This window comes from Allobosea sp. UC22_33 (genome assembly GCF_042700715.1).
Classification (GTDB): Bacteria; Pseudomonadota; Alphaproteobacteria; order Rhizobiales; family Beijerinckiaceae; genus Allobosea.
Window position 1 is genome coordinate 976642 of the sequence record NZ_CP170556.1, and the last position, 23048, is coordinate 999689.

Consider the following 23048-nt stretch of genomic DNA (forward strand, 5'->3'; position numbering starts at 1 on the left):
GGGCTCTCCTCAGTTCGCCGGCTGGATCTTGTCGTCGCCGGGATGGCCGTCGCCGAAGATCGCCGAGGCCGGCGCCTGCGCGGCCTTCAGGGTCCGCTTCGATGGCTGCTCGGGCGGGTCCTCATGGCTGATCTCGTCCGGCCCCTTGCCGATCAGGCGGTTGATCAGGAGGATGCCGGCCGTGAACACGACGCAGTAGACGAAGACGAACAGCCCCAGCGAGATCGCGACCTCAAGCGTCGTCACCGGCGATACCGCGTCCTTCGAGCGCAGGACGCCGGTGGCGAGCCAGGGCTGGCGGCCGACCTCGGTGACGAACCAGCCGGAGAGGATGGCGACGAAGCCGGCCGGCCAGCTGTACTGGGCGAGCCAGAGCCAGCGGCGCGAACTCGAACACGGTGCCGCGCTTCCACAGGAAGACGCCGGCCCAGCCGAACAGGATCATCAGCGTGCCGATGCCGACCATCACGCGGAAGGCGAAGAAGGGGATCAGCACCGGCGGCCGGTCCTCGACCTTGAAGTCTTTGAGGCTCGGGAACAGCGCATCCATGCTGCCATGGGTCAGCAGGCTGGCGACGCCGGGGATCGAGATTTCGAACCGGTTGAGCTCGGCCTTCTCGTCGGGCCAGGCGAAGAGAACGAGCGCGCCGGGCTTCGACGAATCCCAGTGCGCCTCGATCGCGGCGAGCTTGGCCGGCTGGTAGATCGCGGTCTGCTTGCCGTGAAAATCGCCGATCAGCGCCTGCAGGGGCGCGGTCAGCGCGATCATCAGGATCGCCATGCGCACCATCGTCTTGGCCGATTCGGTGCGGTGTCCGGCGAGAAGATGGCGCGCCCCGGTCGCCAGCACGACAAAGGCCGTGGTGAGATAGGCCGCCGTCATCATATGCGCGAAGCGCAAGGGGAAGGTCGGGTTGAAGACGATCTTCATCCAGTCGACGGGGTAGGCGATGCCGTCGCGGACTTCGTGCCCGACGGGGTACTGCATCCAGCTATTGGCCGAGAGGATCCAGAAGCCCGACATCGCCGTGCCACCGGCGACGATCGCCGCCGAGAGGAAATGCAGCCAGGGCGGCACCCGCTTCCAGCCGAACAGCATCACGCCGAGGAAGGAGGCCTCGAGGAAGAACGCGGTCAGCACCTCGTAACCCAGAAGCGGCCCGACGATATTGCCGACCGCGACCGAGAAGCGGCTCCAGTTCGTGCCGATCTGATAGGACAGCACGATGCCGGAGACCACGCCCATCGCGAATGAGACGGCGAAGATCTTGGTCCAGAACCGCGCGAGCAGATGGAATTTCGGGTCGCCTGTCTTCAGCCACAGCCCGAGCAGCGTCGCGATATAGGCGGAAAGCCCGATCGTGAAGGCCGGGAAGATGATGTGGAACGAGATGGTGAAGGCGAACTGGATGCGCGAGAGCAGGAATGCATCGATGACCATCGCAGAACTCCGTCTGGCCGCGCCACGCCGGTGCCGGGCCTCGCCCGTTCGGGCGTGTCTGGATGTGATCTAATGCAAGCCTGCCTTGTGCCGCGCCTGCGCGCAACGTCGCTGCGTCAATTCTTCCCGTCGAGCGCCGCCTTCAATGCGCGCAGGTCCCGCCAGACGAGCCGCTTCTGCAGCGGCTGCCGCAACAGATAGGCCGGGTGCAGGGTCGCGATCGCCTGAATGCGCCGCGCCCCGGTATCGTACTCCACCCATTTTCCGCGCGAGCGCAGGATGCCGGTGAAGCCGAGCAGGCCTTGCGCCGAAGGCCCGCCGACACAGACGAGGATGTCGGGATCGGCGAGTTCGATCTGGCGCTGGATGAAGGGCAGGCAGATCGCGACCTCTTGCGGCGTCGGGGTGCGGTTGCCCGGCGGACGCCAGGGCAGGAGGTTGGCGATATAGACGTCGTCCCTCCGGCTGAGCCCGATCGCCGCCAGCATGCGGTCGAGCAACTGGCCCGAGCGTCCGACGAAGGGCAGGCCGATCCGGTCCTCGTCGGCGCCCGGCGCCTCGCCGACCATCATCACCCGGCCTTCCGGGTTGCCGTCGGCGAAGACGAGGTTCTTGGCCGTGGCCTTCAGTGCGCAGCCCTCAAAACCGGCCAGTGCGGTCTTCAGCTCTTCGAGAAGTCCGGGCCTCGCGCGCCAATGCCTTGGCGCTGACTGCCGCGTCATCGGGCGCCGTGGCGGCGGCAGCCATGGGGCGCGCCGGTGCAGCCGGCCGGCCGGGCAGGGGACGCAGGCGTGGCTGTCCATTGCCCTCAGCCGGAGCCGGATCGGCGAAATGATTGCGCGGCGTTTCGTCGAGCGCCTCCGTCACGCCCATCTCGGCGTACCAGCTCAGCAACTCATAGGGATCGGGCGCGTCGGGGCCGACTGCATCGGACAGGCTCATAGGGGTATCCTATACCCTGCACGCCCGCTTCGCGAGCCGACGCAGTTGCAAAATGGAACGCGCGCTTGGATAGAGGGGTTCCAGACTGGACGTAAAGCCGGCATTGAACGCACCGGCGGAATAGTTCATATATAAACTATCATGCGATGCGGTTGCTGAGGCGGAGGGCAGGATGGATCTCAAGGAAGCGCAGAGCGAACCGCGCGAGAGCATGGACTATGACGTCGTCATCGTCGGTGCCGGCCCCGCGGGCCTGGCCGCCGCGATCCGGCTGAAGCAGCTCGACGAGAACCTCACCGTCGTCGTGGTCGAGAAGGGAGCCGAGGTCGGCGCCCATATTCTCTCCGGCGCGGTCATCGACCCGATCGGCCTCGATCGTCTCGTGCCGGATTGGCGCGAGGACCCCGAGCGCCCGCTGACTACCGAGGTCAAGGAAGACATCTTCTATTTCCTGACTCAGCCGAACGGCATCCGCCTGCCCAATTTCGGCATGCCGTCGCTGATGAACAATCACGGCAATTTCGTCGGCTCGCTCGGGCTGGTCGCCAAATTCCTGGGCGCGCGGGCCGAGGCGCTCGGCGTCGAGATCTATCCGGGCTTCGCTGCCGCCGAACTGCTCTTCAACGAGGATGGCTCGGTCGCCGGCATCGCCACCGGCGACATGGGCATCGCCAAGGACGGCACGGTCTCCGAGCGCTTCACCCGCGGCATGGAACTGCGTGGCCGCTACACGCTGCTGGGCGAGGGCGCGCGCGGCTCGCTCTCCAAGATCGCGATCAAGCGGTTCGCCTTGGACGAGGGCCGCGAGCCCCAGAAATACGGCATCGGCCTGAAGGAGCTCTGGCAGGTCAAGCCGGAGAAGTTCCACAAGGGCCGCGTCCAGCACTCCTTCGGCTGGCCGCTCGACAACACGACCGGCGGCGGCTCGTTCCTCTATCATTTCGACGACAACCTCGTCTCGGTCGGCTTCGTCGTGCATCTGAACTACCAGAATCCGACGCTCTCGCCCTTCGATGAGTTCCAGCGCTTCAAGACCCATCCGCTGATCCGCGACACCTTCGAGGGCGCCAAGCGCATCGCCTATGGCTCGCGTGCGATCACCGAGGGCGGTTGGCAGTCCGTGCCGAAGCTGACCTTCCCGGGCGGCGCGCTGATCGGCTGCTCCGCCGGCTTCGTCAACGTGCCCCGCATCAAGGGCAGCCATAATGCGATCCTGTCCGGCATGCTGGTGGCCGAGAAGCTGGTGCCGGCCTTGCAGGCGGGGCGCCAGCATGACGAGGTCGTCGAGATCGAGAACAGCTGGCGCGACAGCGCCATCGGCAAGGATCTGAAGCGCGTCCGCAACGTCAAGCCGCTCTGGTCGAAATTCGGCACCTTGCTCGGCATCGGGCTCGGCGGCATCGACATGTGGTTGAATCAGCTCTTCGGCTGGTCACCCTTCGGCACGCTCAAGCACGGCAAGCCGGATTTCGCGACGCTGAAGCCGCTCGCCGAGGTCACGCCGATCACCTATCCGAAGCCGGACGGCAAGATCTCCTTCGACAAGCTCTCCTCGGTCTTCCTCTCCTCGACCAATCACGAGGAAGACCAGCCGGCCCATCTGAAGCTGACCGATCCCTCGGTCCCGATCACGCAGAACCTGCCGCTCTACGGTGAGCCGGCCCGGCTCTATTGCCCGGCGGGCGTCTACGAGGTCGTCTACGAGAATGCCGAGACCAAGGCCAATCCGCGCTTCGTGATCAACGCGCAGAACTGCGTCCACTGCAAGACCTGCGACATCAAGGACCCCGCCCAGAACATCACCTGGACGGTGCCGGAAGGCGGCGGCGGGCCCGGCTACGCGAATATGTGATCGCGTTCGATTCGCTGTACGAAGAATCAAAAAGGGCGCGCCTGCCGGCGCGCCCTTTGTCGTAAGGCCAGGAGGCCGATCAGCCCTTGCGGACGATCGGGGCAGCCGGCTTGGTCTCCGTCTTGGCGCAGCCGGCGACGAAGCCGCCGAGGAGCGCGACGGCGGCAACGCTCAGAATGATCTTCTTCATTGGAATAGTCCCAGTGGAATCGCTGCGAAATCTGCAGACAACGACAATCATAGGCCCGATTTCCCTGCGAAATGGTGCCTGTTTTCCGGTGCCGGCCCTTTCGTCATGCGGATTCCGGCAAGTGTTGCGCTGCTGCTACGAAACCGCCGCATTCGGGAGGGGGCCGGCTTGCCCGCCCGCCCGGAAACCGCCATCTTGGCGGCCTACGCGAAGCGATCACGGTCCGCTGGAAGAGTGCGCCCCGAGATGGTGAGGCTGCGGACCGAGGGAGAATGGCAGTCGTGACATTATTGAAGAAGGTGCGTGCCTCCGGCACGGCTGCCGCGTTGTCCTTGTTGATGTTCCTGCCCGCCGTGGCCGCCGCCCAGGGCGCGACGCAGCCGCGCGCGGCCGACACGCTCGAACCGGGCGACAGCCTGGAGGGCAATTACCTTGCGGCCATCGTCGCCGGCGCCTCGCGCGATCTCGGCGCTGCCTCCGTCTATCTGCGCGAGGCGATCAAGGAAGACCCGCAGAACAACGACCTGACCGAGCGTGCCTTCGTCGCCTTCCTGGCCGACGGCGCCATGCCTGACGCCTTCCGCGCCGCCGACAAGCTGATCCAGCAGGACCCGAGCAACGGCCTCGCCCAGCTCGTCATCGGCATTCGCTCGATCAAGCAGAAGAGCTATCAGACGGCGCGCAATCACTTGCAGCGCGGGGGCAGGGGCCGCGCCGCCGACATCACCGCGACGCTGCTCTCGGCCTGGTCCTATCTTGGCTCGAACAACCCCAAGCGCGCGATCGAGACGCTGGAGCGCCTGAAGGGCGAGCCGTCCTACAATCTCTTCCGCGACTATCACGCCGGCCTGATCCTCGATGCCGCCGGCCGCAAGGCCGACGCCGAGAAGCGGCTGAAATCGGCCTATGACGCCGAGAAGACCACGCTTCGGCTGGTCGATCTCTGGGCGCGTTTCCAGGCCCGTAATGGCGATTTCAACGGCGCGGCCGAGACCTATGCCGCCTTCGACCGCCTGCTGCCAAATCACCCGATCATCCGCGAGGGCATGGCGCTCGTCGGCAAGAAGGACGCTCCGCCGCGCCAGATCTCGACGCCGCAGCAGGGCGCGGCCGAGGTGCTCTACGGTCTCGCCAGCGCCGGCAACCGCCAGGGCGACGAGGCGGCGGCGCTGCTCTATCTGCGCATGGCGATCTATCTCGACCCCGGCCATGACCTCGCCATCCTGACGCTCGGCGATATCCTGGAGCGCGCCCGCCAGCCGGAAGATGCGGTCGCGGTCTACGACAAGATGCCGGCCTCCTCGCCGCTGCGTCCGAATGCCGAGATCCAGGCCGGTCTGGCCCTGGAGAATCTCGGCAAGCCCGAAGAGGCGGTGAAGCATCTCGACAAGGTGATTGCCGAGCGCCCTGACGATGTCGACGCGCTCTCCGCGCTCGGCAACATCTATCGCTCGCGCAAGCAGTTCGCCGAAGCGGCGACCGCCTATGACAAGGCCATCGCCAAGCTTGCCTCGCCCGGCCGCGCCAACTGGGACCTGTTCTATTTCCGCGGCATCGCCCGCGAGCGCACCAACCGCTGGCCCGAGGCCGAGGCCGATCTGCGCAAGGCGCTGGAGCTCCTGCCCGATCCGCTCGGCCGCGAGCGCGCGCTGGTGTTGAACTATCTCGGCTATTCGCTGGTCGACAAGCATCTCAAGCTCGACGAGGCGCTCGACATGCTGCGCCGCGCGGTGGAGCTGCGCCCGCGCGACGGCTACATCATCGATTCGCTGGGCTGGGCCTATTACCGCCTCGGCCGTTACGAGGATGCCGCGCGCGAGATCGAGCGGGCCTCGGAGCTGCGCCCGTCCGATCCGGTGATCAACGACCATCTCGGCGACGTCTACTGGCGCACCGGCCGCCAGCTCGAGGCGAAGTTCCAGTGGAACCATGCGCGTGACCTCAAGCCCGAGCCCGAGGATCTGGAGAAGATCCTGCGCAAGATCGAGCGCGGGATGGAGGACCCCTCGGCGAATGCCGTCGAGGAGACCAAGAAGGATGGCGGCTGACGCTTCGGCGTCGCCGGTCTGACGCCGTGACCCTGCCGCTGACCACGCGCGCCCGCGCCAAGGTCAATCTCGACTTGCGCGTGCTCGGCCGGCGCGCGGACGGCTATCACGCGCTCGAAAGCCTCGTCGCCTTCGCGGGCGTGGGCGATATGCTGTCGCTCGACCCCGGTGCTGATCTCTCTCTCACGCTCGCCGGGCCGCGCTCTGAAGGCCTGACGGCCGATGACGGCAATCTCGTCCTGCGCGCTGCCCGCGCGCTGGCGGCAGCACGTCCGGGCCTGCGGCTCGGGCGTTTCCATCTCGTCAAGCGCTTGCCGGTCGCCTCGGGGATCGGCGGCGGTTCGGCCGATGCTGCTGCGGCTTTGCGCCTGCTCGCGCGCCTGAACGGTATCGCTGCGAGCGACCCGGTCTTGCGGGAGGTCGCTGCGCAGGTTGGCGCCGACGTACCGGTCTGCCTTGATTCGCGGGCGCGCCTGATGGCCGGCATCGGCGAGAAGCTCGGCCCTGTGCTCAGGTTGCCGCCGCTCTTCGCCGTGCTGGCCAATCCTGGCGTCGGCGTCGAGACGGTTGCCGTTTTCCGGGCGCTCGGTCTGAAGGCCGGCGAGGCGGCATCCGAAGCGCGCGTTGAGAACGTCGTGGCGCCGGCATCGGCGGCGAAGCTGCTGGGCTATCTCACATCCACGACGAACGATCTCGCTGCGCCAGCGCAGCGGGTCGCTCCGGTCATCGGCGACGTTCTGGAGCGGCTTGCCGGGCTGCCGGGCTGCCGGCTAGCGCGGATGTCGGGCTCCGGCGCCACCTGCTTCGCGCTGTTCGACGATTGCACGGCCAGCGCGGCGGCCGCGAAGGCACTGCAGCGCGACCGGCCGAGCTGGTGGGTGAAGCCGACTTTGCTCAGCTGACGACGTGCGAACCGCTCAATGCGCCCGCGCGACGCAGAAATCGACAGCGGCGTTGAGCGCCTGCTTCATCGGCGAGGCCGGGAACAGCCCGAGTGCGTCCTTCGCCATGCGCGCATAATGCTCGGCCCGGGCAATCGTATCGTCGAGCGCCTTGTGCCGGCGCATGATTGCGCGTGCCTCTTCCAGATCGCCATCGCGAATCTCGCCATCCTGCAGCGTACGCTTCCAGAATGAACGCTCGCCCTCGTCGCCGCGGCGGAAGGACAGCACGACGGGGAGGGTGATCTTGCCCTCGCGGAAATCGTCGCCGGTGTTCTTGCCCAGCTTGGCCGCGACGCCGCCATAGTCGAGCGCATCGTCGATGAGCTGGAAGGCGATGCCGAGATTGAGGCCGTAGCTGCGGCAGGCGGCGGCATCGGCCTTGGACGAGTTGGCGATCACCGGCCCGACCTCGCAGGCGGCGGCGAAGAGCTCGGCCGTCTTGCCCCGGATCACCGAGAGATACTCGTCCTCGGTCGTTTCCGTGTTCTTGGCGACCGAGAGCTGCAGAACCTCGCCCTCGGCGATCACGGAGGCGGCGGTCGACAGGATGTCGAGCGCCCGCAGGGAGCCGACCTCGACCATCATCTTGAAGGCCTGGCCGAGCAGGAAGTCGCCGACCAGCACGCTCGCCTCGTTGCCCCAGAGCATGCGGGCCGCGAGCTTGCCGCGGCGCATGTCGCTCTCGTCGACGACGTCGTCATGCAGCAATGTGGCGGTGTGCATGAACTCCACGGAAGCCGCGAGCTTCACATGGCCTTCGCCAGCGTAGCCGCAGAGATCGGCCATCGCGAGGGTCAGCATCGGCCGCAGTCGCTTGCCGCCGGACGAGATCAGGTGGTTGGCGACCTCCGGGATCATTGTCACGTCCGAGCCGGTGCGCGACAGGATCATCGCGTTGACGCGTTCCATGTCGACGCGCGTCAGCGCGACCAGCGGCTCGATGCTGGCCTGATTCGATTCCCGTTCCTCGAGGGAGACGACGACACCCACTGGAAACACTCCGGGTCAGATTCTCGCGCCGGGCGGCGCGCTTGTGCCTTGCCACAACCGTCGCATGGGACGCCAGCCCCTGCAAACCGGCGTGACGCCGCACCTTTGCGTGATCGGGGACGTATGGAGCGCCGGCTCTTGCGCGGAAGGCGGCGCTTGGGCTCCATGGCGCCATGCACGAACTCATGCGCACTAACGACCTCATCCTGCTCGGCGCCGTCGAGGCCCTGCTGGCGTCCGCCAATCTCGATTGCCTGATCGCCGATCAGCATATCAGCTCGCTGGAGGGCATGATCGGCGCCTTCCCGCGCCGCCTGCTGGTCCGCGAGGCCGATCGCAAGCGCGCCCGCGCCCTGCTGATCGAGGCCGGCTACGGATCAGAATTGCGTGATGAGTGAGATCGCGCCGGATTCCGGGCTGGGCGAGATCGGTGAGGACCGGTTGCTCGACGGCCGCTTGAGGCTGCTCCAGCCGCGCAAGGGCCATCGCGCCGGCAGCGATGCGATCCTGCTGACGGCAGCACTGCCGGCATTGGGGCAGGGCGCCTTGCTCGATATCGGCGCCGGCGTCGGCACGGTCGGGCTGGCAGCGGCGCTGGCGCAGCCGGGCTTGCGCGTCGCATTGCTGGAGCGCGACCCAGAGCTTGCCGCACTGGCGGAACGCAATGCCGGGCTCAACCAGCTGGCGGATCGCGTGACGGTCGTGGTCGGGGATGTCACGGCGCGCGCTGCGATTCTCGGTGAACTGGGCCTCGCGCCCGGCTCCTTCGACGCCGTCGCGATGAACCCGCCCTTCTATCCGCCGGGGGGCAGCAAGGCCTCGCCGGTTCCCAATCGCAAGGCGGCCCATGTCGCCGAAGGAGCGCTTGCGCCCTGGCTGCGCACGGCCCGGCGCCTGCTGCGGCCGGGCGGCCATCTCGCGCTCATTCACCGGGTCGAGGCGCTGCCCGAAGTGCTGGCCGGCCTCGGAACGGGTTTCGGCGCGGTCGCGGTCCGCCCCGTCCATGCCTTTGCCGACAAGCCCGCGATCCGCATCATCGTTACGGCTGTCCTCAACAGCAAAAAGCCGGCAGCGATGCTGCCGGCTTTCGTGATCAATGGCCCCGACGGCAAGCTGACGCCCGCAAGCGATGCGGTGCATCGCGGCCGCGAGCGCCTCGCGCCCGATTACCAGTAATACGGGCGCGGGCCGTAGAACCGCGGCGGGCCGTAATAGGGGCGCGGGCCGTAAAAGCGCGGCGGACCATAGTAGCGCCGCGGCCCGTAATAGCGGGGGCCATAATAGCGCGGCGGCCCGTAATAGCGGCGCGGGCCGTAATAATACTGCGCCTGCTGGATCACGCCCTCGCTCGCGACCATCGGCGCGGCTGCGATCGGCGCGGCCCCGACCGGGGCGGCAGAGGCGGGAGTGGCGGCGAGCCCGGCCACGCCCAGCGCGCCGGCGGTCGCCATCGTGACGATCATTGCCCGAAACATGAAAACCTCCATGAGATGGCGTCGGCAGTCTCTGCCGTCGGATGAAACGCCGTCCTTGAATTGAACATTAGGACACCGAACCTGAACGGCACGGAAGCGCGTCGTTCAGCTTGTCTTCAGCCAATGGCCGCATTGCGGCCATTCTTGCAAAGCCGCTCAGCGGCAGACCCGCACCGGGCGAACAACCCAGCGCCAACCGTCCCAGACGCGGCGGTCGGACCAGAAGCAGCGCGGGCGGTGATAGGAGGACCGTGCGCGGTAGGAGCGGCGCGGGCCGTGATACTGCGCGAGCGCGACGAGGCCCGGTCCAGCCTGCGCGGATTGTCCCGCTGCCGCGACCGGCGCGGCGGCAGGCGATGTCGCCATCAGCGCGCCACCGCCGAGGACCATGGCCGTCGCGGCTGCGAGGATGGCTGCCCGGAACATCGTCGTCTCCATGGAACGCCCCATCGGCTTGGCCGATGGAAGGCCTGACGTCTCATCGACGCCGGGCCCTGTTGCGTGAACGGCGCGAGGTCGCGCCGGTCAGTCGGTCGTCAGAGCTGTGGGCTGCTCTTAGCGGCAGACGCGGACAGCGCGCCGGATCCAGCGATAGCCGTTCCAGACGCGGCGGGACTCGGTCCAGCAGCGGCGGACATACGGGCGGCCCGGGCCGTAATGCGGGCGGCCGCGATGCCAGGCCTGCTGGACGAGGCCGGTCTCGGCGCCCGAAGCCAGCGCCGTGCCGGCGGAAATCGGCGCCGCGGAGGCCGGGGCGCTGCTCATGGCGGCACCGAGCAAGGTTGCTGCGCCGAAGGCGGCGGCAATGATGCGGGTTGTCAACATGGGCTTACTCCTTGGTTTTACAGCCGCCGGCCCGGCATCAAATGCTCGCCCCGAACATCGCGAACCGTGCGGTTGCCTGTGTGGATATCAGACCGGTTATGAACGAAACCTGTCCGCGTCCGGTTCCGGCCTGCGCTTGACCATGGCAGGCCCGAACCCTAATCACCGCAGCATTCCCTCGTTATCGGAAGGTTGCAGGCACTTGTCCGCCCCCGCGCCACTCTCGCATTCCGCCATCCCGGCCTCGTCCCCGGCGATGGACCCGACCCGCTCCTTCCAGGGGCTGCTGCTGACGCTGCAGCGCTTCTGGGCCGAGCGAGGTTGCGTGGTGCTGCAGCCCTACGACATGGAGGTCGGTGCCGGCACTTCGCATCCCGGCACGATGCTGCGTTCGCTCGGGCCGAAGCCCTGGCGGGCGGCCTATGTCCAGCCCTCGCGCCGGCCCAAGGACGGCCGCTATGGCGAGAACCCCAACCGGCTGCAGCATTATTACCAGTTCCAGGTCATCCTGAAGCCGAACCCGCCGAACCTGCAGGAGCTCTATCTCCAGTCGCTCGAAGCCATCGGCATCGACATGCTCCTGCACGATATCCGCTTCGTCGAGGACGACTGGGAGAACCCGACGCTGGGCGCCTGGGGCCTTGGCTGGGAATGCTGGTGCGACGGCATGGAAGTCAGCCAGTTCACCTATTTCCAGCAGGTCGCCGGCATCGAATGCGCGCCGGTCTCCGGCGAGCTGACCTACGGCCTCGAACGCCTCGCCTGCTATCTGCAGAATGTCGAGAGCATCATGGAGCTCAACTTCAACGGGCTCGAAGGCGACGAGAAGGTCACCTACGCGGAAGTCTTCCTGCAGGCCGAGCAGGAGTACTCCCGCTACAATTTCGAGCACGCCGATACCGACGCCCTGTTCAGGCGCTTCGCCGAGGCGGAGGCCGAATGCCGCGCCCTCCTGCAAAAGGGTGAGGCCGGCGACCGCCATCTCATGGTCCAGCCTGCCTATGACCAGTGCCTCAAGGCCGGCCATACCTTCAACCTGCTCGATGCGCGCGGCGTGATCTCGGTCACCGAGCGGCAGAGCTACATCCTGCGCGTGCGCGAGCTCGCCAAGGCCTGCGGCGCAGCCTGGCTGAAGACCGCCGGCGGGGGAGCGAACTGATGCCCGATCTTCTGCTCGAACTGTTCTCCGAGGAAATCCCTGCGCGCATGCAGCGCAAGGCCGGCGAGGACCTCAAGAAGCTCGTCACCGATGCGCTGGTCGAGCGCGGCCTCGTCTACGAGGGCGCCAAGGCCTTCGCGACGCCGCGTCGGCTCGCGCTGCACATCGCCGGCCTGCCCGTGCGCGGCCGCGACGTGCGCGAGGAACGCAAGGGTCCGCGCGTCGGTGCGCCCGACGCTGCCGTGCAGGGCTTTCTCAAGGCCGCGGGCCTGACCTCGCTCGACCAGGCGACCATCGTCAGCGATCCCAAGAAGGGCGACTCTTACGTCGCCATCATCGAGAAGCCCGGCCAGGAAACCGCTGCGGCCATCGCCGAGATCGTCCCGGCCGTGATCCGCTCTTTCCCCTGGCCGAAATCGATGCGCTGGGGCAAGGCCTCGGCCGCCGGCGCCAGCCTGCGCTGGGTGCGCCCGCTGCACTCCATCCTCTGCACCTTCGGCGCCGCCGAGGTCGAAGACCCGGAGGTGGTGCCCTTCGAGGTCGACGGCATCGTTTCCGGCAACGTGATCCATGGCCATCGCTTCCATGCGCCCGGCCCCATCACGGTGAAACGCCTCGACGATTACGTGACCTCGCTGGAGAAGGCGAAGGTCGTGCTCGATGCCGACCGCCGCAAGGAGATCATCCTCACCGACGCCCGCAACCTCGCCTTTGCGCAGGGGCTCGACCTCGTCGAGGACGAGGGTCTGCTGGAGGAGGTCGCCGGCCTCGTCGAATGGCCGGTCGTGCTGATGGGCTCCTTCGAAGAGCGCTTCCTCGACATTCCCGGCGAGGCGATCCGCGCCACCATCCGCGCCAACCAGAAATGCTTCGTTCTGCGCGATCCCGCGACGGGGACCATCGCCAACCGCTTCATCCTGGTCTCGAACCTCGCCGCCAGCGACGGCGGCGTGGCGATCACCGCCGGCAATGGCCGCGTCGTGCGGGCCCGCCTCTCGGATGCCGCCTATTTCTGGCAGACCGACCGCGGCGCGCTGCCGGACCTCGATACCCTCAAGGACAGCGCCGAAAAGCTCGGGCTCGATCTCGCCAAGCCGCTCGACCAGCGCATGGCCAAGCTCGACAAGCTCGGCGTCGTCTTCCACGCCAAGCTCGGCACGCAAGGCGAGCGCGTCCAGCGCATCGCGGCGCTGGCGCGGGAGCTGGCCCCGATCGTCGGCGCCGATCCCGAGAAGGCCGAGCGCGCCGCCAAGCTCGCCAAGGCAGACCTGCCGACCGAGATGGTCGGCGAGTTCCCGGAACTGCAGGGCCTGATGGGCCGGAAATATGCGGAATTGCAGGGCGAGGACGCCTCGGTCGCTGCGGCGGTCGAGGAGCACTACAAGCCGCTCGGCCCGTCGGACCGCGTGCCGAGCGATCCGGTCTCGGTCGCTGTGGCGCTGGCCGACAAGCTCGACACGCTCGTCGGCTTCTGGGCCATCGACGAGAAGCCGACCGGGAGCAAGGACCCCTATGCGCTGCGCCGTGCTGCGTTGGGTGTGATCCGGCTGGTGGTTGAGAATGGGGTGCGAGTCGACCTTCGCCGTTGGCTTCAATACTTGATGAACGGTTTCGAGTTTGCAGCTCTCGCTAAGCCCCGCTGGGCTACAGTCGATAAATTGCACTCGACAATTCGCTCCTCTTTGGATGAAACGGGACAGCCCGCTTCGGAGTGGGTGAAGGCAAAAGCTATCGAACAGCTCCTACGAGTTTCCGAAACTTTGTCGGCTGATCGGACCGAGGAGCTAATTGCGCAAGCAGTTGCAGCAAGCGAACCGAAGGCTGCCGACCTCCTCTCTTTCTTCCACGACCGCCTGAAGGTCATGCTCCGCGACCAGGGCGCGCGGCATGATCTCGTCGACGCGGTGCTGGGCGAGGGCGCTTCGGCGAACGATGACCTCCTCCTCATCACCCTGCGTGTCGCCGCGCTCGGCCGCTTCCTCGACACCGAGGACGGCAGGAACCTGCTCGCGGGCTACAAGCGCGCCGCCAATATCCTCAAGGCCGAGGAGAAGAAGGACGGGGAGGGCGCCTTCGCCGCTGCTCCGGACCTGCACCTCATCGCCGATGCTGGCCTGATCGAGGAGAAGGCGCTGGCCGTCGCTCTGGCGCAGGCGACGCCGAAAGCCGAGGCCGCCGTCGCCGCCGAGGATTACGAGGGCGCCATGGCCGCGCTCGCCGAAATCCGCCCGGCGGTCGATGCCTTCTTCGACAAGGTCACGGTCAACGATCCCGATCCGGCCTTGCGCGCCAACCGCCTGAAGCTGCTCAACCAGCTGCGTCAGGCGACGCGCGCCGTCGCGGATTTCGATCGCATCGCAGGCTGACACCCGCCGTCATGCTCGGGCTTGACCCGAGCATCTCGGAAACCAGTCTCCTCTGGTCCTGAGATTCTCGGGTCAAGCCCGAGAATGACGCCCCTCGACGTCATGCTCGCCCTTGTGGCGAGCATCCATGTCTAGAACATCGCTTTCGACCAGCGAAGACGTGGATGGTCGGGACAAGCCCGACCATGACGGCGGTGCTTCGCCCGCGAGCCGCGACGACCCCTCTTCGCCAGCAAACCCGCCCCCGGAACCAATCCCGGCCCGCGACGTTCTTTCGCCGGGGCCGACAAGTCGCGAATGCGTCGCGGCTGGGCTCCGGGGGGCCGGCTACCGGCCGAGATAAAGGGCTGAAAGCATGTCCATTCTGATTTCCCTGCTGATCACCGTTCTCGTCATCGGCCTCGTGCTCTACCTCGTGCGGATGCTGCCGCTCGACGGGCAGATCAAGAACGTCGTCCAGATCATCGTGATCGTGATCGGCATCATCTCGCTGCTGCGCTATCTCGCTGTTTTCTAAGGCGATTGACGGCGCCATCGCGCTGGTTCAGACTTCGTGAGGTCCAGAAGGCCCCGGACGATCCCGTCCCGGGGCCTTCTTCCGTTTTCAGGGCGTGACCGCGATGAATGCGCCGAACCGCAACGGCCATATCAGGCTGACCTCCCACCCGGAGCCGGGGAGCGCCGCCACGCGCTTCCCGATCAAATGGGGCGCCCCGACCGCCACCGAGCGCGGCCCGATCATCGCCTCCACCACCAACCCGGCCGATCGCAACGTCATCGGTGCCCATGGCGGCTCCTACTCGGTCTATCGCGCGCTGGCGATCTCCGCCCGCGCGATGAACCCGCAGCAGCGCCCGGACCTGACCAACACCTATCCGACGGCGGAAATCCTGTCCCAGCCGCAATGGGCCGATCCCAAAAAGATCGTCTCGCTCGATCCCTTCGGCCACACCGTCGCGCAGGATTTCGGCAAGCTGATCGGCGAGGGCATCGATATCCGGCCCTCGATCGCGATCACCAAGGCCAGGCTCAACCTGCCAGAGATCCTCGCGGCGATGGGCGCCCATCGCCTCGCCGCGGACGGGCATATCCTGCACAGCACCGGCGATATCAGCGTCACCAAGATCGCGGTCGATCCGGTCTGGTATCTGCCGGGCATCGCCGAGCGCTTCGGCACGACCGAGAGCGAGCTGCGCCGCACGCTCTTCGAGCAGACCGGCGGCATGTATCCCGAGCTGGTGACGCGGCCGGACCTCAAGGTCTTCCTGCCGCCGATCGGCTCGATCACGGCTTACGTCATGGGCGAGGCCTCGCGGCTTGCCGACCCGAAGACGCGCATCGCCTGCCGCGTCCATGACGAGTGCAACGGCTCGGACGTGTTCGGCTCCGATATCTGCACCTGCCGGCCTTATCTCACGCATGGCATCGAGGAATGCGTGAAGGAGGCCCAGAGCGGCGGCGTCGGACTGATCGTCTACAACCGCAAGGAGGGCCGGGCGCTCGGCGAGGTCACCAAGTTCCTCGTCTACAACGCCCGCAAGCGCCAGGAGGGCGGCGATTCCGCCGCGACCTATTTCGAGCGCACCGAATGCGTCGCCGGCGTGCAGGACGCCCGCTTCCAGCAGCTCATGCCGGATGTGCTGCACTGGCTCGGGGTCACGCATATCGACCGGCTGATGTCGATGTCGAACATGAAATACGACGCCATGGTCGAGAGCGGCATCGCGATCGGCGAGCGCGTCGCGATCCCGCCCGAGCTGGTCCCGCCCGATGCCTCCGTCGAGATCGAGGCCAAGAAGGCTGCGGGCTATTACTCGCCCGAGGGCGCGCCCGGCGACAATGCCCTGAAGTCGACGGTCGGCCGCGACCTCGACAAGTTCTGATTCCGTCCCGCCTGCCGAGTTGATGATGCCTGACCGCGACCCCGAGGCGTTCCGCGCCCTGTTGAAACCCACGGCCGTGCGCGAGCGTGCACAGGAGATGCTGGAGCTCGGGCTCGCCGGCCAGCTCCTGCATTTTCAGCGTCCACCCGGCGCGGCTCGAGGCCTGCGCCGACTATGTGCTGGAGACGATCCGGGCGAATTATCCGACGCTCGACATCCCCTTCCACGCCCGCTGGCGACATTTCGTCGCCGAAGGCGAGGATCGCTGGCAGACGCTCGACCGCGAAGCGAATTTCGCTGACCCGGCCGCGCGCGGCCGCGCCGCCTATGATCTCGCCGTGGTCAGCGTCCTGCTCGATGCCGGCGCGGGGCCGGACTGGCGCTATCGCGACGCCGCGACCGGCCGCGAGATCGGCCGCTCGGAGGGGTTGGCGCTCGCGTCGCTCGACATGTTCGCCGCCGGCCTGTTCTCCAGTGATCCCGCCAAGCCCTTGCAGGCCGATGCGGCCGGCCTGAAGCGGCTCGATGCGGCGGCGCTGGCGCGCGGCTTCCAGGCGGGGGCGGACAACCCGCTGCTCGCGCTGGAAGGTCGCGCCGCGCTGCTCAACCGCCTCGGCGAGGAGCTCGAAAAGCAGGGCCTGTCGCGGCCCGGCGCGCTGTTCGACCGCTTCGCCGCTTCCGCCGAGACCGGCACGCTGCGGGCGCCGCATATGCTGGGCGAGGTGCTCGGCACCTTCGGCGGCATCTGGCCATCGCGCCTGACGCTGGCCGGCGTCGCACTCGGCGATACCTGGCGCCATCCGCTGATCGCGCCGGGCAAGCCGACCGAGGGGCTCGTGCCCTTCCACAAGCTCTCGCAATGGCTGACCTATTCGCTGATCGAGCCGCTGGAATGGGCCGGTATCACAGTGGTCGATATCGACGAGATGACCGGCCTGCCGGAATACCGCAATGGCGGGCTCTTCCTCGACAGCGGCGTCATCGCGCTGAAGGACGAGGCGGATCGGACGAAGGCACATGAGGTCTCGTCGCCGCTCGTGGTGGAATGGCGCGCGCTCACCGTCGCGCTGCTCGATGAGATCGGCGCCCTCATCCGCCAGCGGCTCGGCCGCACGCGCGATGAACTCCCGCTGGCCAAGGTGCTCGAAGGCGGGACCTGGGCTGCCGGGCGCCGGATCGCGCGCGAAAAGCGTGTGGATGGCGGCCCGCCCTTGACCATCATCAGCGATGGCACGGTATTTTGATCTTCGGTCTTGGTCTCTGGTCATCCCGGGCGACTGAAAGAAGACCCGGGATCCATGCCGGAACGGTTCAGGCATGGATCCCGGGTCGGCGCCGCTCACGCGGCTTGTCCGGGATGACTTAAGAGTTTGAAAGAAAAGGGAACGGCGTATGACTTCGAGCCAGGACGGCGTCACCGTCGTCGACCACCCGCTGGTCCAGCACAAGCTCACGCTGATGCGCGAGAAGGATCGCTCGACGAAGAGCTTCCGCCAGCTCCTCAACGAGATCGGCATGCTGCTCTGCTACGAGGTGACGCGCGACCTGCCGACGGAGCTGATCGAGATCGAGACGCCGCTGCAGAAATCGATGCAGCCGGTCATTTCCGGCAAGAAGATGGTCTTCGCCCCGATCCTGCGGGCCGGCGTCGGCTTTCTCGATGGCATGCTGGAGCTGGTTCCGGCAGCACGCGTCGCCCATATCGGGCTCTATCGCGACCCCGACACGCTCCAGGCCGTCGAGTATTATTTCAAGGCGCCCTCCGATATCGCAGACCGCATGATCGTGGTGATGGACCCGATGCTGGCGACGGCGAACTCCGCCGTTGCGGCGGTCGAGCGCCTGAAGGAGCGCGGTGCAAAGGACCTGCGCTTCGTCTGCCTCTTGGCTTCACCGGAGGGCATCGCCCGCCTGCGCGGCGCCCATCCCGATGTCCGGATCTGGACAGCGGCGATCGACGAGCGCTTGAACGACCACGGCTATATCGTTCCCGGCCTCGGCGATGCCGGCGACCGCATGTTCGGGACCCGCTGAGAACCTCCCAAAAACGAAGCGGCCCGCCCCGTTTCCGGAGCGGGCCTGGCCTCAAAGGCGGACGTGTCTGGGGTTAGAACCGTCTGCGTTTCGGGTGGGCGTTATTCGATGATCTGGACGATGCGGCGCGTCTGCGGCTCGACGATCACGGTACGGTCGTTCACGACCGTATAGCGATAGTTCGAGGCGTTCGGCGCGTAATCGGCCGGCAACTGGTGGTACACGACGCCCTGCTGCGGCAGCACCGTGCCGACCGCGACCGGCTCGGCATAGGTGTAGGACGGAACGCGCTGCTGAACGACATAGGTGCGGAACTTCGGCTCGGCCGCATCGCCGACGATCGCGCCGACTACGGCGCCACCGACACCGCCGACGACTGCACCGACCGGCCCGCCGACAACCGCGCCGCCGACGGCACCTGCCGCCGCACCGCTGGTCGCGCCGCCGACGGCGCCACCGGAGGGCTGGCTCTGGGCAAAGGCAACCGCCGGGGTGATGGCAAGGGCGGCAACGAGAGCAAGCTTCTTGAACATGGGATGTCTCCTTTCGAAGCTAATCTTCGGCGGGACAACCAAGGCGCGCGGGAACAGTTCCCGGAAATCCGGTCACGAGATGTTAACGTTCGGCAACCAGCGGAAGAAAGAGCTTCGATAACAGAGGCTTGCCCAGTCATCGTCGAAGCGTGCCCCGGCGGCTGACGGATGCAGCCAGGATCCGAAACGAAAACGGCGGACCCGAGGGCCCGCCGCCTCTTCGTCGGATTCAGGCGGTGCTTACTGCTTCGGCGCGGCGGAGAGCGCGGGCGTCAGCTTGTCGGCGTCGCGCTTGATCAGCGCGGCGAAGCCGGCAGGGGTCCGCTCCTCGGCCGTCGGCAGCACGGTGCCGAGGTCGAGCAGGCGCTTCTTGGTGCCTTCGTCGTTCAGCGCCTTGCCGAGCGCGTCGACCAGCTTGTCCACGGCCTCCTTCGGCATGCCCTTCGGGCCGGCGATGCCGTTCCAGGCTTCGATCTGGTACTCGGGCAGGCCGGCTTCCTTGGTGGTGGGCACGTCCGGCAGGGCCGGCGAGCGCTGGGCCGAGGCGATGGCATAGGCCTTGATCGTGTTGGCGCGGACCTGCTCGGCGACCGAGACGATCTGGTCGCACATGAAATCGACCTGGCCGGAGACGAGGTCGTTCAGGGCAGGGCCGGTGCCGCGATAGGCGACGGCGTTGATCTTCGGCGTGCCCAGAATGCCCTTGAGCAGGGTGCAGGTCGTCCAGGAGACCGAGCCGAGGCCGGCATGGGCTTCGTTGAACTTGTCCGGGTTGGCCTTCACGGCTGCCACGAAGGCCTTGAGGTCGGGCGCTTCGAGGTTCTTGCGGGCGACGATCAGGATCGGCGTGCCGCCGGCCAAGCCGATCGTCTGCATGCCGTTGATCGGGTCGTACTTGAGCCCGGGATAGGTCGCGGGCGCCGCCGAGAACGTGCCGAGATGCCCCATCGCGATGGTGTAGCCGTCCGGCGCAGCCGTCACCGCCCGGGCGATGCCGGTCGTGCCGCCGGCGCCGGCGACGTTTTCGATCACGATCTGCTGGCCGAGCGTCTTCGACATGTTGTCGGCGACGATGCGAGCGATGATGTCGGTCGGGCCGCCGGCCGCGAAGGGCACGATCATGGTGATCGGCTTCGTCGGGTAGCCCTGCGCCTGTGCGCTACCGGCGAAGGCCAGCGTGGCGGCGGCGGCAAGGCCGAGAACGAGCTTCTTCATCCGTATTTTCTCCCTAGACGTTGCGTGGATTGAAACTGGAGAGGAGCCGCCGTGGCGGCAACCCCGTCATTCGGTGAAGACCTCGTCGCGCTTCTTCGAGATCGAGGGCAGGAGCGCGATGACGAGAACCAGCACCGCAACCACGAGCAGCCCGGCCGAGATCGGCCGCTCGACGAAGGTCACGAAGGAACCGCGCGAGATGATCAGCGCCTGCCGGAGCTTTTCTTCCATCAACTTGCCGAGCACGAAGCCGAGCAGCAGCGGGGCCGGCTCGAAGCCGAGCTTGATCAGCAGATAGCCGAACAGGCCGAACAGCGCTGTGAAGGCGACGTCGAGCGGCTGGTTGTTCACCGAGTAGATGCCGATGCAGCAGAAGATCAGGATCGCCGGGAACATCAGCCGGTAGGGCACCTGCAGCAGCTTCACCCACAGGCCGACCAGCGGCAGGTTGATGATCAGCAGCATCAGGTTGCCGACCCACATCGAGGCGATCATGCCCCAGAACAGCTCCGGATTGCGGGTCATGACCTGCGGGCCGGGGATGATGCCGTGGATCGTCATGGCGCCGACCATCAGCGCCATCACCGCATTCGGCGGGATGCCGAGCGTGAGCAGCGGGATGAAGGCGGTCTGCGCGCCGGCATTATTGGCCGATTCCGGCCCCGCCACGCCCTCGATCGCGCCCTTGCCGAAGCGGGAAGGGTCCTTCGCGAGCTTCTTTTCCATGGTGTAGCTGGCGAACGGGCCGAGCACCGCGCCGTTGCCGGGCAGGATGCCGAGGATGCCGCCGATCGCCGTGCCGCGCAGCACTGGCGCGGTCGCCTGCTTGATGTCGTTCCAGTCCGGCAGAAGCCGGCCGATCTTGCCTTTGACGACGTCGCGGGCCTCGGGGCTTTCGAGGTTGCGCAGCACCTCGGCGAAGCCGAACACGCCCATCGCCAGCACCGAGAAGTCGATGCCGTCCGAGAGCGAGGCGATGCCGAAGGTCAGGCGTTCCTGGCCGGTTTCGAGGTCGGTGCCGACGGTCGAGAACAAGAGGCCGAGCATGATCATGCAGAAGGCCTTGAGGATCGAGCCGCGCGCCAGCACGACCGCGAAGCACAGGCCCATCACCATCAGCGAGAAATACTCGGCCGGGCCGAAGAGCAGCGCCATCTTGGTCAGGGGCGCGCCGAGCGCGGCGATGATCAGGGTCGCGACGCAGCCGGCGAAGAAGGAGCCGATCGCCGCGGTGCCCAGCGCGACGCCGGCACGGCCCTGCCGGGCCATCTGGTGGCCGTCCAGCGTGGTGACGACCGAGGTCGCCTCGCCAGGGATGTTGACCAGGATCGCGGTCGTCGAGCCGCCGTACTGCGCACCGTAATAGATGCCCGCGAGCATGATCAGCGCGCCGGTCGGGTCGAGCCCGAAGGTGATCGGCAGCAGGATCGAGATCGTCGCGATCGGCCCGACGCCGGGGAGCACGCCGATCAGCGTGCCGACAAGGCAGCCGGCGAAGCAGAGCGCGATGTTCTTGAGGGTGAGCGCGACGCCGAAGCCCAGCGCGAGGTTGGAGAACATATCCATCGGTCAGATCCCCAAGAGCCAGGGTGCGAGCGGGATCGGCAGCGACAGCGCATATTTGAACAAAAGGATGCAGCCGGCGGACATCGCAATGGCGAAGATCAACAGCTCCTTGATCTTCCGGTCATCGGCGGCGAGGCCGGAAAAGAAGATCAGCAGGGGGCCGGAGACCAGGAGGCCGAGCGCCGGGACGCGGATCGGCCCGAACTCGAAGCCGCGGATGGTCAGCCCGAACAGACAGGCGCCGCCCAGCGCGAAGAAGATGCCCTTCCACGACCAGCCGGAGAGCTTCTCGCCGTTGTAGCGCAACGAGGCCAGCGCCAGCATGAGGCCGAGCGCGCCGCAGATCACCGCGAAGGCCTTGGGCAGCATGCCGGGCCCGAGCTGGCGCAGCGTGCCGGCGGGCAGCTCCCAGGAGAAGATGAAGGCGCCGAGCGCGAGCAGCACCATGAACAGGCCGCCGGCCAGATCCTGCGTCGATCGCACGCGCAGGCCCCGGGCCTGCTCTATCTGGTTCAAACTCATCAGGCTCCTCCGACTGGCAACCCGGTGCGGGCGGTTCGTTTCTGCGGTTTCGGTGCGACGAAGGGCAGGACGTGGCGCTCGTCGAGCAGCGTCACGCTTTCCCTGAGGATCGCGAGGAAGTCGTCGCGGGAGGGCAGCTTCTGCTGCGGCCGCCAGGCGACGCCGATGAGGGCGCCCGGTGGCGGCGGATCGAGCATCGCGCCGCGCAGGCGCCGCATCGTCACGCCGGGGAAGGACAGGCGCGACACCCAGTCCGGCGCGAGCGCCATGCCCAGCCCCGCGGCGACGGCCGACATCATCGCCGGTTTTTCCGTCGCCTCGATCGTGACGTTGGGGACCGCGCCGACGCTCTCGAAATAGGCCATGACCAGATCATAGGCATAGGGCCGCAGGCGCTTGGACGGCACGACGAAGGGCTCGCCGACGAGGTCCAGCATGGTCAGGTGCTCGCGCGCGGCGAGCGGGTGATTCTCGTTGAGCACGACGACCGGGCGCTCCACGCGCAGGATCTCGAAGGCGCAATCGGTCGGCTTGCGCGGCGGGCGGGCGAGCGCCAGATCGAGCTTTCCGGTCTCCAGCATCTGGATCAGCGCGGTGGTGATCGCCTCGACGAACTTGATCTCGATGCCGGGGAAGCGGGCGCGGAAGGCCACCAGCGCCTCCGGCACGAAACTCGACGAGGCCGCGTCGATCGCGCCGACGCGCAGCACCTTGCCGGACGCCAGCGAGGCCTCGCGCACGGCCCGCGAGGCATGCTCCATCTTGACGAGGATGCCTTTGGCTTCCTCGAGCATGATCAGCCCGGCGCGCGTCATCGCGACCTGCCGGGTGGTGCGGGTCAGAAGGGCGACGCCGAGCTCGTCTTCGAGGGCACTGATCTGGCGCGACAGCGCCGGAGGCGCGACGCCGAGCCGCTCGGCCGCCCGGCCGAAATGCAGCTCTTCTGCCACCGCGATGAAACATCGCAGTTGCCGCACATCCATGAGCCGTCCCCTGTCCCGTGTATCGCTTGCCGCGATATCTCTATCGGTGACCGTCGCCAATAGCGTTTCCGGCCAAGGTG

19 protein-coding genes and 3 pseudogenes are annotated in these 23048 nt (G+C 67.2%); 11 read left to right on the forward strand and 11 right to left on the reverse strand.

Annotation, left to right across the window (positions count from 1 at the left end):
• Positions 1-9: 9 nt before the first annotated feature.
• Both ACFJGT_RS04595 and ACFJGT_RS04600 read right to left on the reverse strand, forming a co-directional pair.
• Positions 10-1441: pseudogene (locus ACFJGT_RS04595) on the reverse strand (cytochrome ubiquinol oxidase subunit I).
• Between the two features lie 116 nt (positions 1442-1557).
• Positions 1558-2383, reverse strand: a pseudogene (locus tag ACFJGT_RS04600) (uracil-DNA glycosylase family protein).
• Between the two features lie 172 nt (positions 2384-2555).
• Between ACFJGT_RS04600 and ACFJGT_RS04605 the strand changes: the two are divergent.
• The 3 genes from ACFJGT_RS04605 (at position 2556) to ACFJGT_RS04615 (ending at position 7375) form a co-directional block, all read left to right on the forward strand.
• Positions 2556-4235: an electron transfer flavoprotein-ubiquinone oxidoreductase gene (locus ACFJGT_RS04605; RefSeq protein WP_377846338.1), complete on the forward strand. Its 1680-nt coding sequence runs from the start codon at positions 2556-2558 to the stop codon at positions 4233-4235.
• A gap of 462 nt (positions 4236-4697) precedes the next feature.
• Entirely contained in the window at positions 4698-6473 is a 1776-nt protein-coding gene (locus ACFJGT_RS04610; protein WP_377846340.1) for a tetratricopeptide repeat protein, read from the forward strand.
• Between the two features lie 26 nt (positions 6474-6499).
• Positions 6500-7375, forward strand: a complete 876-nt coding sequence (locus tag ACFJGT_RS04615) for a 4-(cytidine 5'-diphospho)-2-C-methyl-D-erythritol kinase (RefSeq protein ID WP_377846342.1) — start codon at positions 6500-6502, stop codon at positions 7373-7375.
• A gap of 15 nt (positions 7376-7390) precedes the next feature.
• On the opposite strand, the gene ACFJGT_RS04620 is transcribed toward ACFJGT_RS04615, so the two are convergent.
• Complete coding sequence (locus ACFJGT_RS04620) at positions 7391-8407, reverse strand: polyprenyl synthetase family protein (protein ID WP_377846344.1); 1017 nt, start codon at positions 8405-8407, stop codon at positions 7391-7393.
• 185 nt (positions 8408-8592) lie between these two features.
• Here ACFJGT_RS04620 and ACFJGT_RS04625 point away from each other — a divergent pair, with 185 nt between their 5' ends.
• Both ACFJGT_RS04625 and ACFJGT_RS04630 read left to right on the forward strand, forming a co-directional pair.
• Entirely contained in the window at positions 8593-8805 is a 213-nt protein-coding gene (locus tag ACFJGT_RS04625) for a DUF2007 domain-containing protein (RefSeq protein ID WP_377846346.1), read from the forward strand.
• On the forward strand, positions 8798-9583 hold the full coding sequence (locus tag ACFJGT_RS04630; RefSeq protein WP_377846348.1) for a tRNA1(Val) (adenine(37)-N6)-methyltransferase: 786 nt from the start codon (positions 8798-8800) through the stop codon (positions 9581-9583). The genes ACFJGT_RS04625 and ACFJGT_RS04630 overlap by 8 nt, the downstream gene beginning before the upstream one ends.
• Here ACFJGT_RS04630 and ACFJGT_RS04635 read toward each other — a convergent pair.
• The 3 genes from ACFJGT_RS04635 to ACFJGT_RS04645 all read right to left on the reverse strand — a co-directional run bounded on the left by ACFJGT_RS04635 (position 9574) and on the right by ACFJGT_RS04645 (position 10707).
• Complete coding sequence (locus tag ACFJGT_RS04635) at positions 9574-9882, reverse strand: hypothetical protein (RefSeq protein WP_377846350.1); 309 nt, start codon at positions 9880-9882, stop codon at positions 9574-9576. The genes ACFJGT_RS04630 and ACFJGT_RS04635 overlap by 10 nt on opposite strands.
• Before the next feature lie 156 nt (positions 9883-10038).
• Entirely contained in the window at positions 10039-10308 is a 270-nt protein-coding gene (locus ACFJGT_RS04640; RefSeq protein WP_377846352.1) for a hypothetical protein, read from the reverse strand.
• A 129-nt stretch (positions 10309-10437) separates the two neighbouring features.
• A complete protein-coding gene (locus tag ACFJGT_RS04645; RefSeq protein WP_377846354.1) occupies positions 10438-10707 on the reverse strand; it encodes a hypothetical protein in 270 nt (89 codons plus the stop codon).
• Positions 10708-10963: 256 nt separating this feature from the next.
• Here ACFJGT_RS04645 and ACFJGT_RS04650 point away from each other — a divergent pair, with 256 nt between their 5' ends.
• From ACFJGT_RS04650 to upp, 6 genes and pseudogenes are all read left to right on the forward strand, one after another.
• On the forward strand, positions 10964-11866 hold the full coding sequence (locus tag ACFJGT_RS04650; protein WP_377848922.1) for a glycine--tRNA ligase subunit alpha: 903 nt from the start codon (positions 10964-10966) through the stop codon (positions 11864-11866).
• Positions 11866-14232 (forward strand): glycine--tRNA ligase subunit beta, encoded by a 2367-nt coding sequence (gene glyS / locus ACFJGT_RS04655; RefSeq protein WP_377846356.1) that lies wholly within the window; start codon positions 11866-11868, stop codon positions 14230-14232. Before ACFJGT_RS04650 ends, glyS begins: the two co-directional genes overlap by 1 nt.
• Before the next feature lie 355 nt (positions 14233-14587).
• Complete coding sequence (locus ACFJGT_RS04660; protein ID WP_091855869.1) at positions 14588-14749, forward strand: Thivi_2564 family membrane protein; 162 nt, start codon at positions 14588-14590, stop codon at positions 14747-14749.
• Between the two features lie 103 nt (positions 14750-14852).
• A complete protein-coding gene (locus ACFJGT_RS04665) occupies positions 14853-16115 on the forward strand; it encodes a GTP cyclohydrolase II (RefSeq protein WP_377846358.1) in 1263 nt (420 codons plus the stop codon).
• Positions 16116-16140: 25 nt separating this feature from the next.
• Positions 16141-17359: pseudogene (locus tag ACFJGT_RS04670) on the forward strand (URC4/urg3 family protein).
• A gap of 148 nt (positions 17360-17507) precedes the next feature.
• Positions 17508-18149: a uracil phosphoribosyltransferase gene (gene upp, locus ACFJGT_RS04675; protein WP_257732500.1), complete on the forward strand. Its 642-nt coding sequence runs from the start codon at positions 17508-17510 to the stop codon at positions 18147-18149.
• A gap of 101 nt (positions 18150-18250) precedes the next feature.
• Here the strand turns inward: upp and ACFJGT_RS04680 are convergent, their stop codons facing one another.
• The 5 genes from ACFJGT_RS04680 to ACFJGT_RS04700 all read right to left on the reverse strand — a co-directional run bounded on the left by ACFJGT_RS04680 (position 18251) and on the right by ACFJGT_RS04700 (position 22968).
• On the reverse strand, positions 18251-18682 hold the full coding sequence (locus tag ACFJGT_RS04680; RefSeq protein WP_377846360.1) for a DUF1236 domain-containing protein: 432 nt from the start codon (positions 18680-18682) through the stop codon (positions 18251-18253).
• Between the two features lie 240 nt (positions 18683-18922).
• Entirely contained in the window at positions 18923-19897 is a 975-nt protein-coding gene (locus tag ACFJGT_RS04685; RefSeq protein WP_377846362.1) for a tripartite tricarboxylate transporter substrate-binding protein, read from the reverse strand.
• 66 nt (positions 19898-19963) lie between these two features.
• Complete coding sequence (locus ACFJGT_RS04690) at positions 19964-21463, reverse strand: tripartite tricarboxylate transporter permease (protein WP_377846364.1); 1500 nt, start codon at positions 21461-21463, stop codon at positions 19964-19966.
• A 3-nt stretch (positions 21464-21466) separates the two neighbouring features.
• Entirely contained in the window at positions 21467-21985 is a 519-nt protein-coding gene (locus ACFJGT_RS04695) for a tripartite tricarboxylate transporter TctB family protein (RefSeq protein WP_377846366.1), read from the reverse strand.
• A complete protein-coding gene (locus ACFJGT_RS04700; protein WP_377846368.1) occupies positions 21985-22968 on the reverse strand; it encodes a LysR family transcriptional regulator in 984 nt (327 codons plus the stop codon). Before ACFJGT_RS04700 ends, ACFJGT_RS04695 begins: the two co-directional genes overlap by 1 nt.
• Positions 22969-23048 lie beyond the last annotated feature (80 nt).

Bases quoted from the DNA above. Each gene is read 5' to 3' on its own strand.
- ACFJGT_RS04695 (WP_377846366.1), bottom strand. From the start codon at position 21,985: ATGAGTTTGAACCAGATAGAGCAGGCCCGGGGCCTGCGCGTGCGATCG.
- ACFJGT_RS04630 (WP_377846348.1), top strand. From the start codon at position 8,798: ATGAGTGAGATCGCGCCGGATTCCGGGCTGGGCGAGATCGGTGAGGAC.
- ACFJGT_RS04665 (WP_377846358.1), top strand. From the start codon at position 14,853: ATGAATGCGCCGAACCGCAACGGCCATATCAGGCTGACCTCCCACCCG.
- glyS (WP_377846356.1), top strand. From the start codon at position 11,866: ATGCCCGATCTTCTGCTCGAACTGTTCTCCGAGGAAATCCCTGCGCGC.
- ACFJGT_RS04690 (WP_377846364.1), bottom strand. From the start codon at position 21,463: ATGGATATGTTCTCCAACCTCGCGCTGGGCTTCGGCGTCGCGCTCACC.
- ACFJGT_RS04605 (WP_377846338.1), top strand. From the start codon at position 2,556: ATGGATCTCAAGGAAGCGCAGAGCGAACCGCGCGAGAGCATGGACTAT.
- ACFJGT_RS04650 (WP_377848922.1), top strand. From the start codon at position 10,964: ATGGACCCGACCCGCTCCTTCCAGGGGCTGCTGCTGACGCTGCAGCGC.
- ACFJGT_RS04635 (WP_377846350.1), bottom strand. From the start codon at position 9,882: ATGTTTCGGGCAATGATCGTCACGATGGCGACCGCCGGCGCGCTGGGC.
- ACFJGT_RS04660 (WP_091855869.1), top strand. From the start codon at position 14,588: ATGTCCATTCTGATTTCCCTGCTGATCACCGTTCTCGTCATCGGCCTC.
- upp (WP_257732500.1), top strand. From the start codon at position 17,508: ATGACTTCGAGCCAGGACGGCGTCACCGTCGTCGACCACCCGCTGGTC.
- ACFJGT_RS04700 (WP_377846368.1), bottom strand. From the start codon at position 22,968: ATGGATGTGCGGCAACTGCGATGTTTCATCGCGGTGGCAGAAGAGCTG.
- ACFJGT_RS04640 (WP_377846352.1), bottom strand. From the start codon at position 10,308: ATGTTCCGGGCAGCCATCCTCGCAGCCGCGACGGCCATGGTCCTCGGC.
- ACFJGT_RS04680 (WP_377846360.1), bottom strand. From the start codon at position 18,682: ATGTTCAAGAAGCTTGCTCTCGTTGCCGCCCTTGCCATCACCCCGGCG.
- ACFJGT_RS04685 (WP_377846362.1), bottom strand. From the start codon at position 19,897: ATGAAGAAGCTCGTTCTCGGCCTTGCCGCCGCCGCCACGCTGGCCTTC.
- ACFJGT_RS04645 (WP_377846354.1), bottom strand. From the start codon at position 10,707: ATGTTGACAACCCGCATCATTGCCGCCGCCTTCGGCGCAGCAACCTTG.
- ACFJGT_RS04625 (WP_377846346.1), top strand. From the start codon at position 8,593: ATGCGCACTAACGACCTCATCCTGCTCGGCGCCGTCGAGGCCCTGCTG.
- ACFJGT_RS04610 (WP_377846340.1), top strand. From the start codon at position 4,698: ATGGCAGTCGTGACATTATTGAAGAAGGTGCGTGCCTCCGGCACGGCT.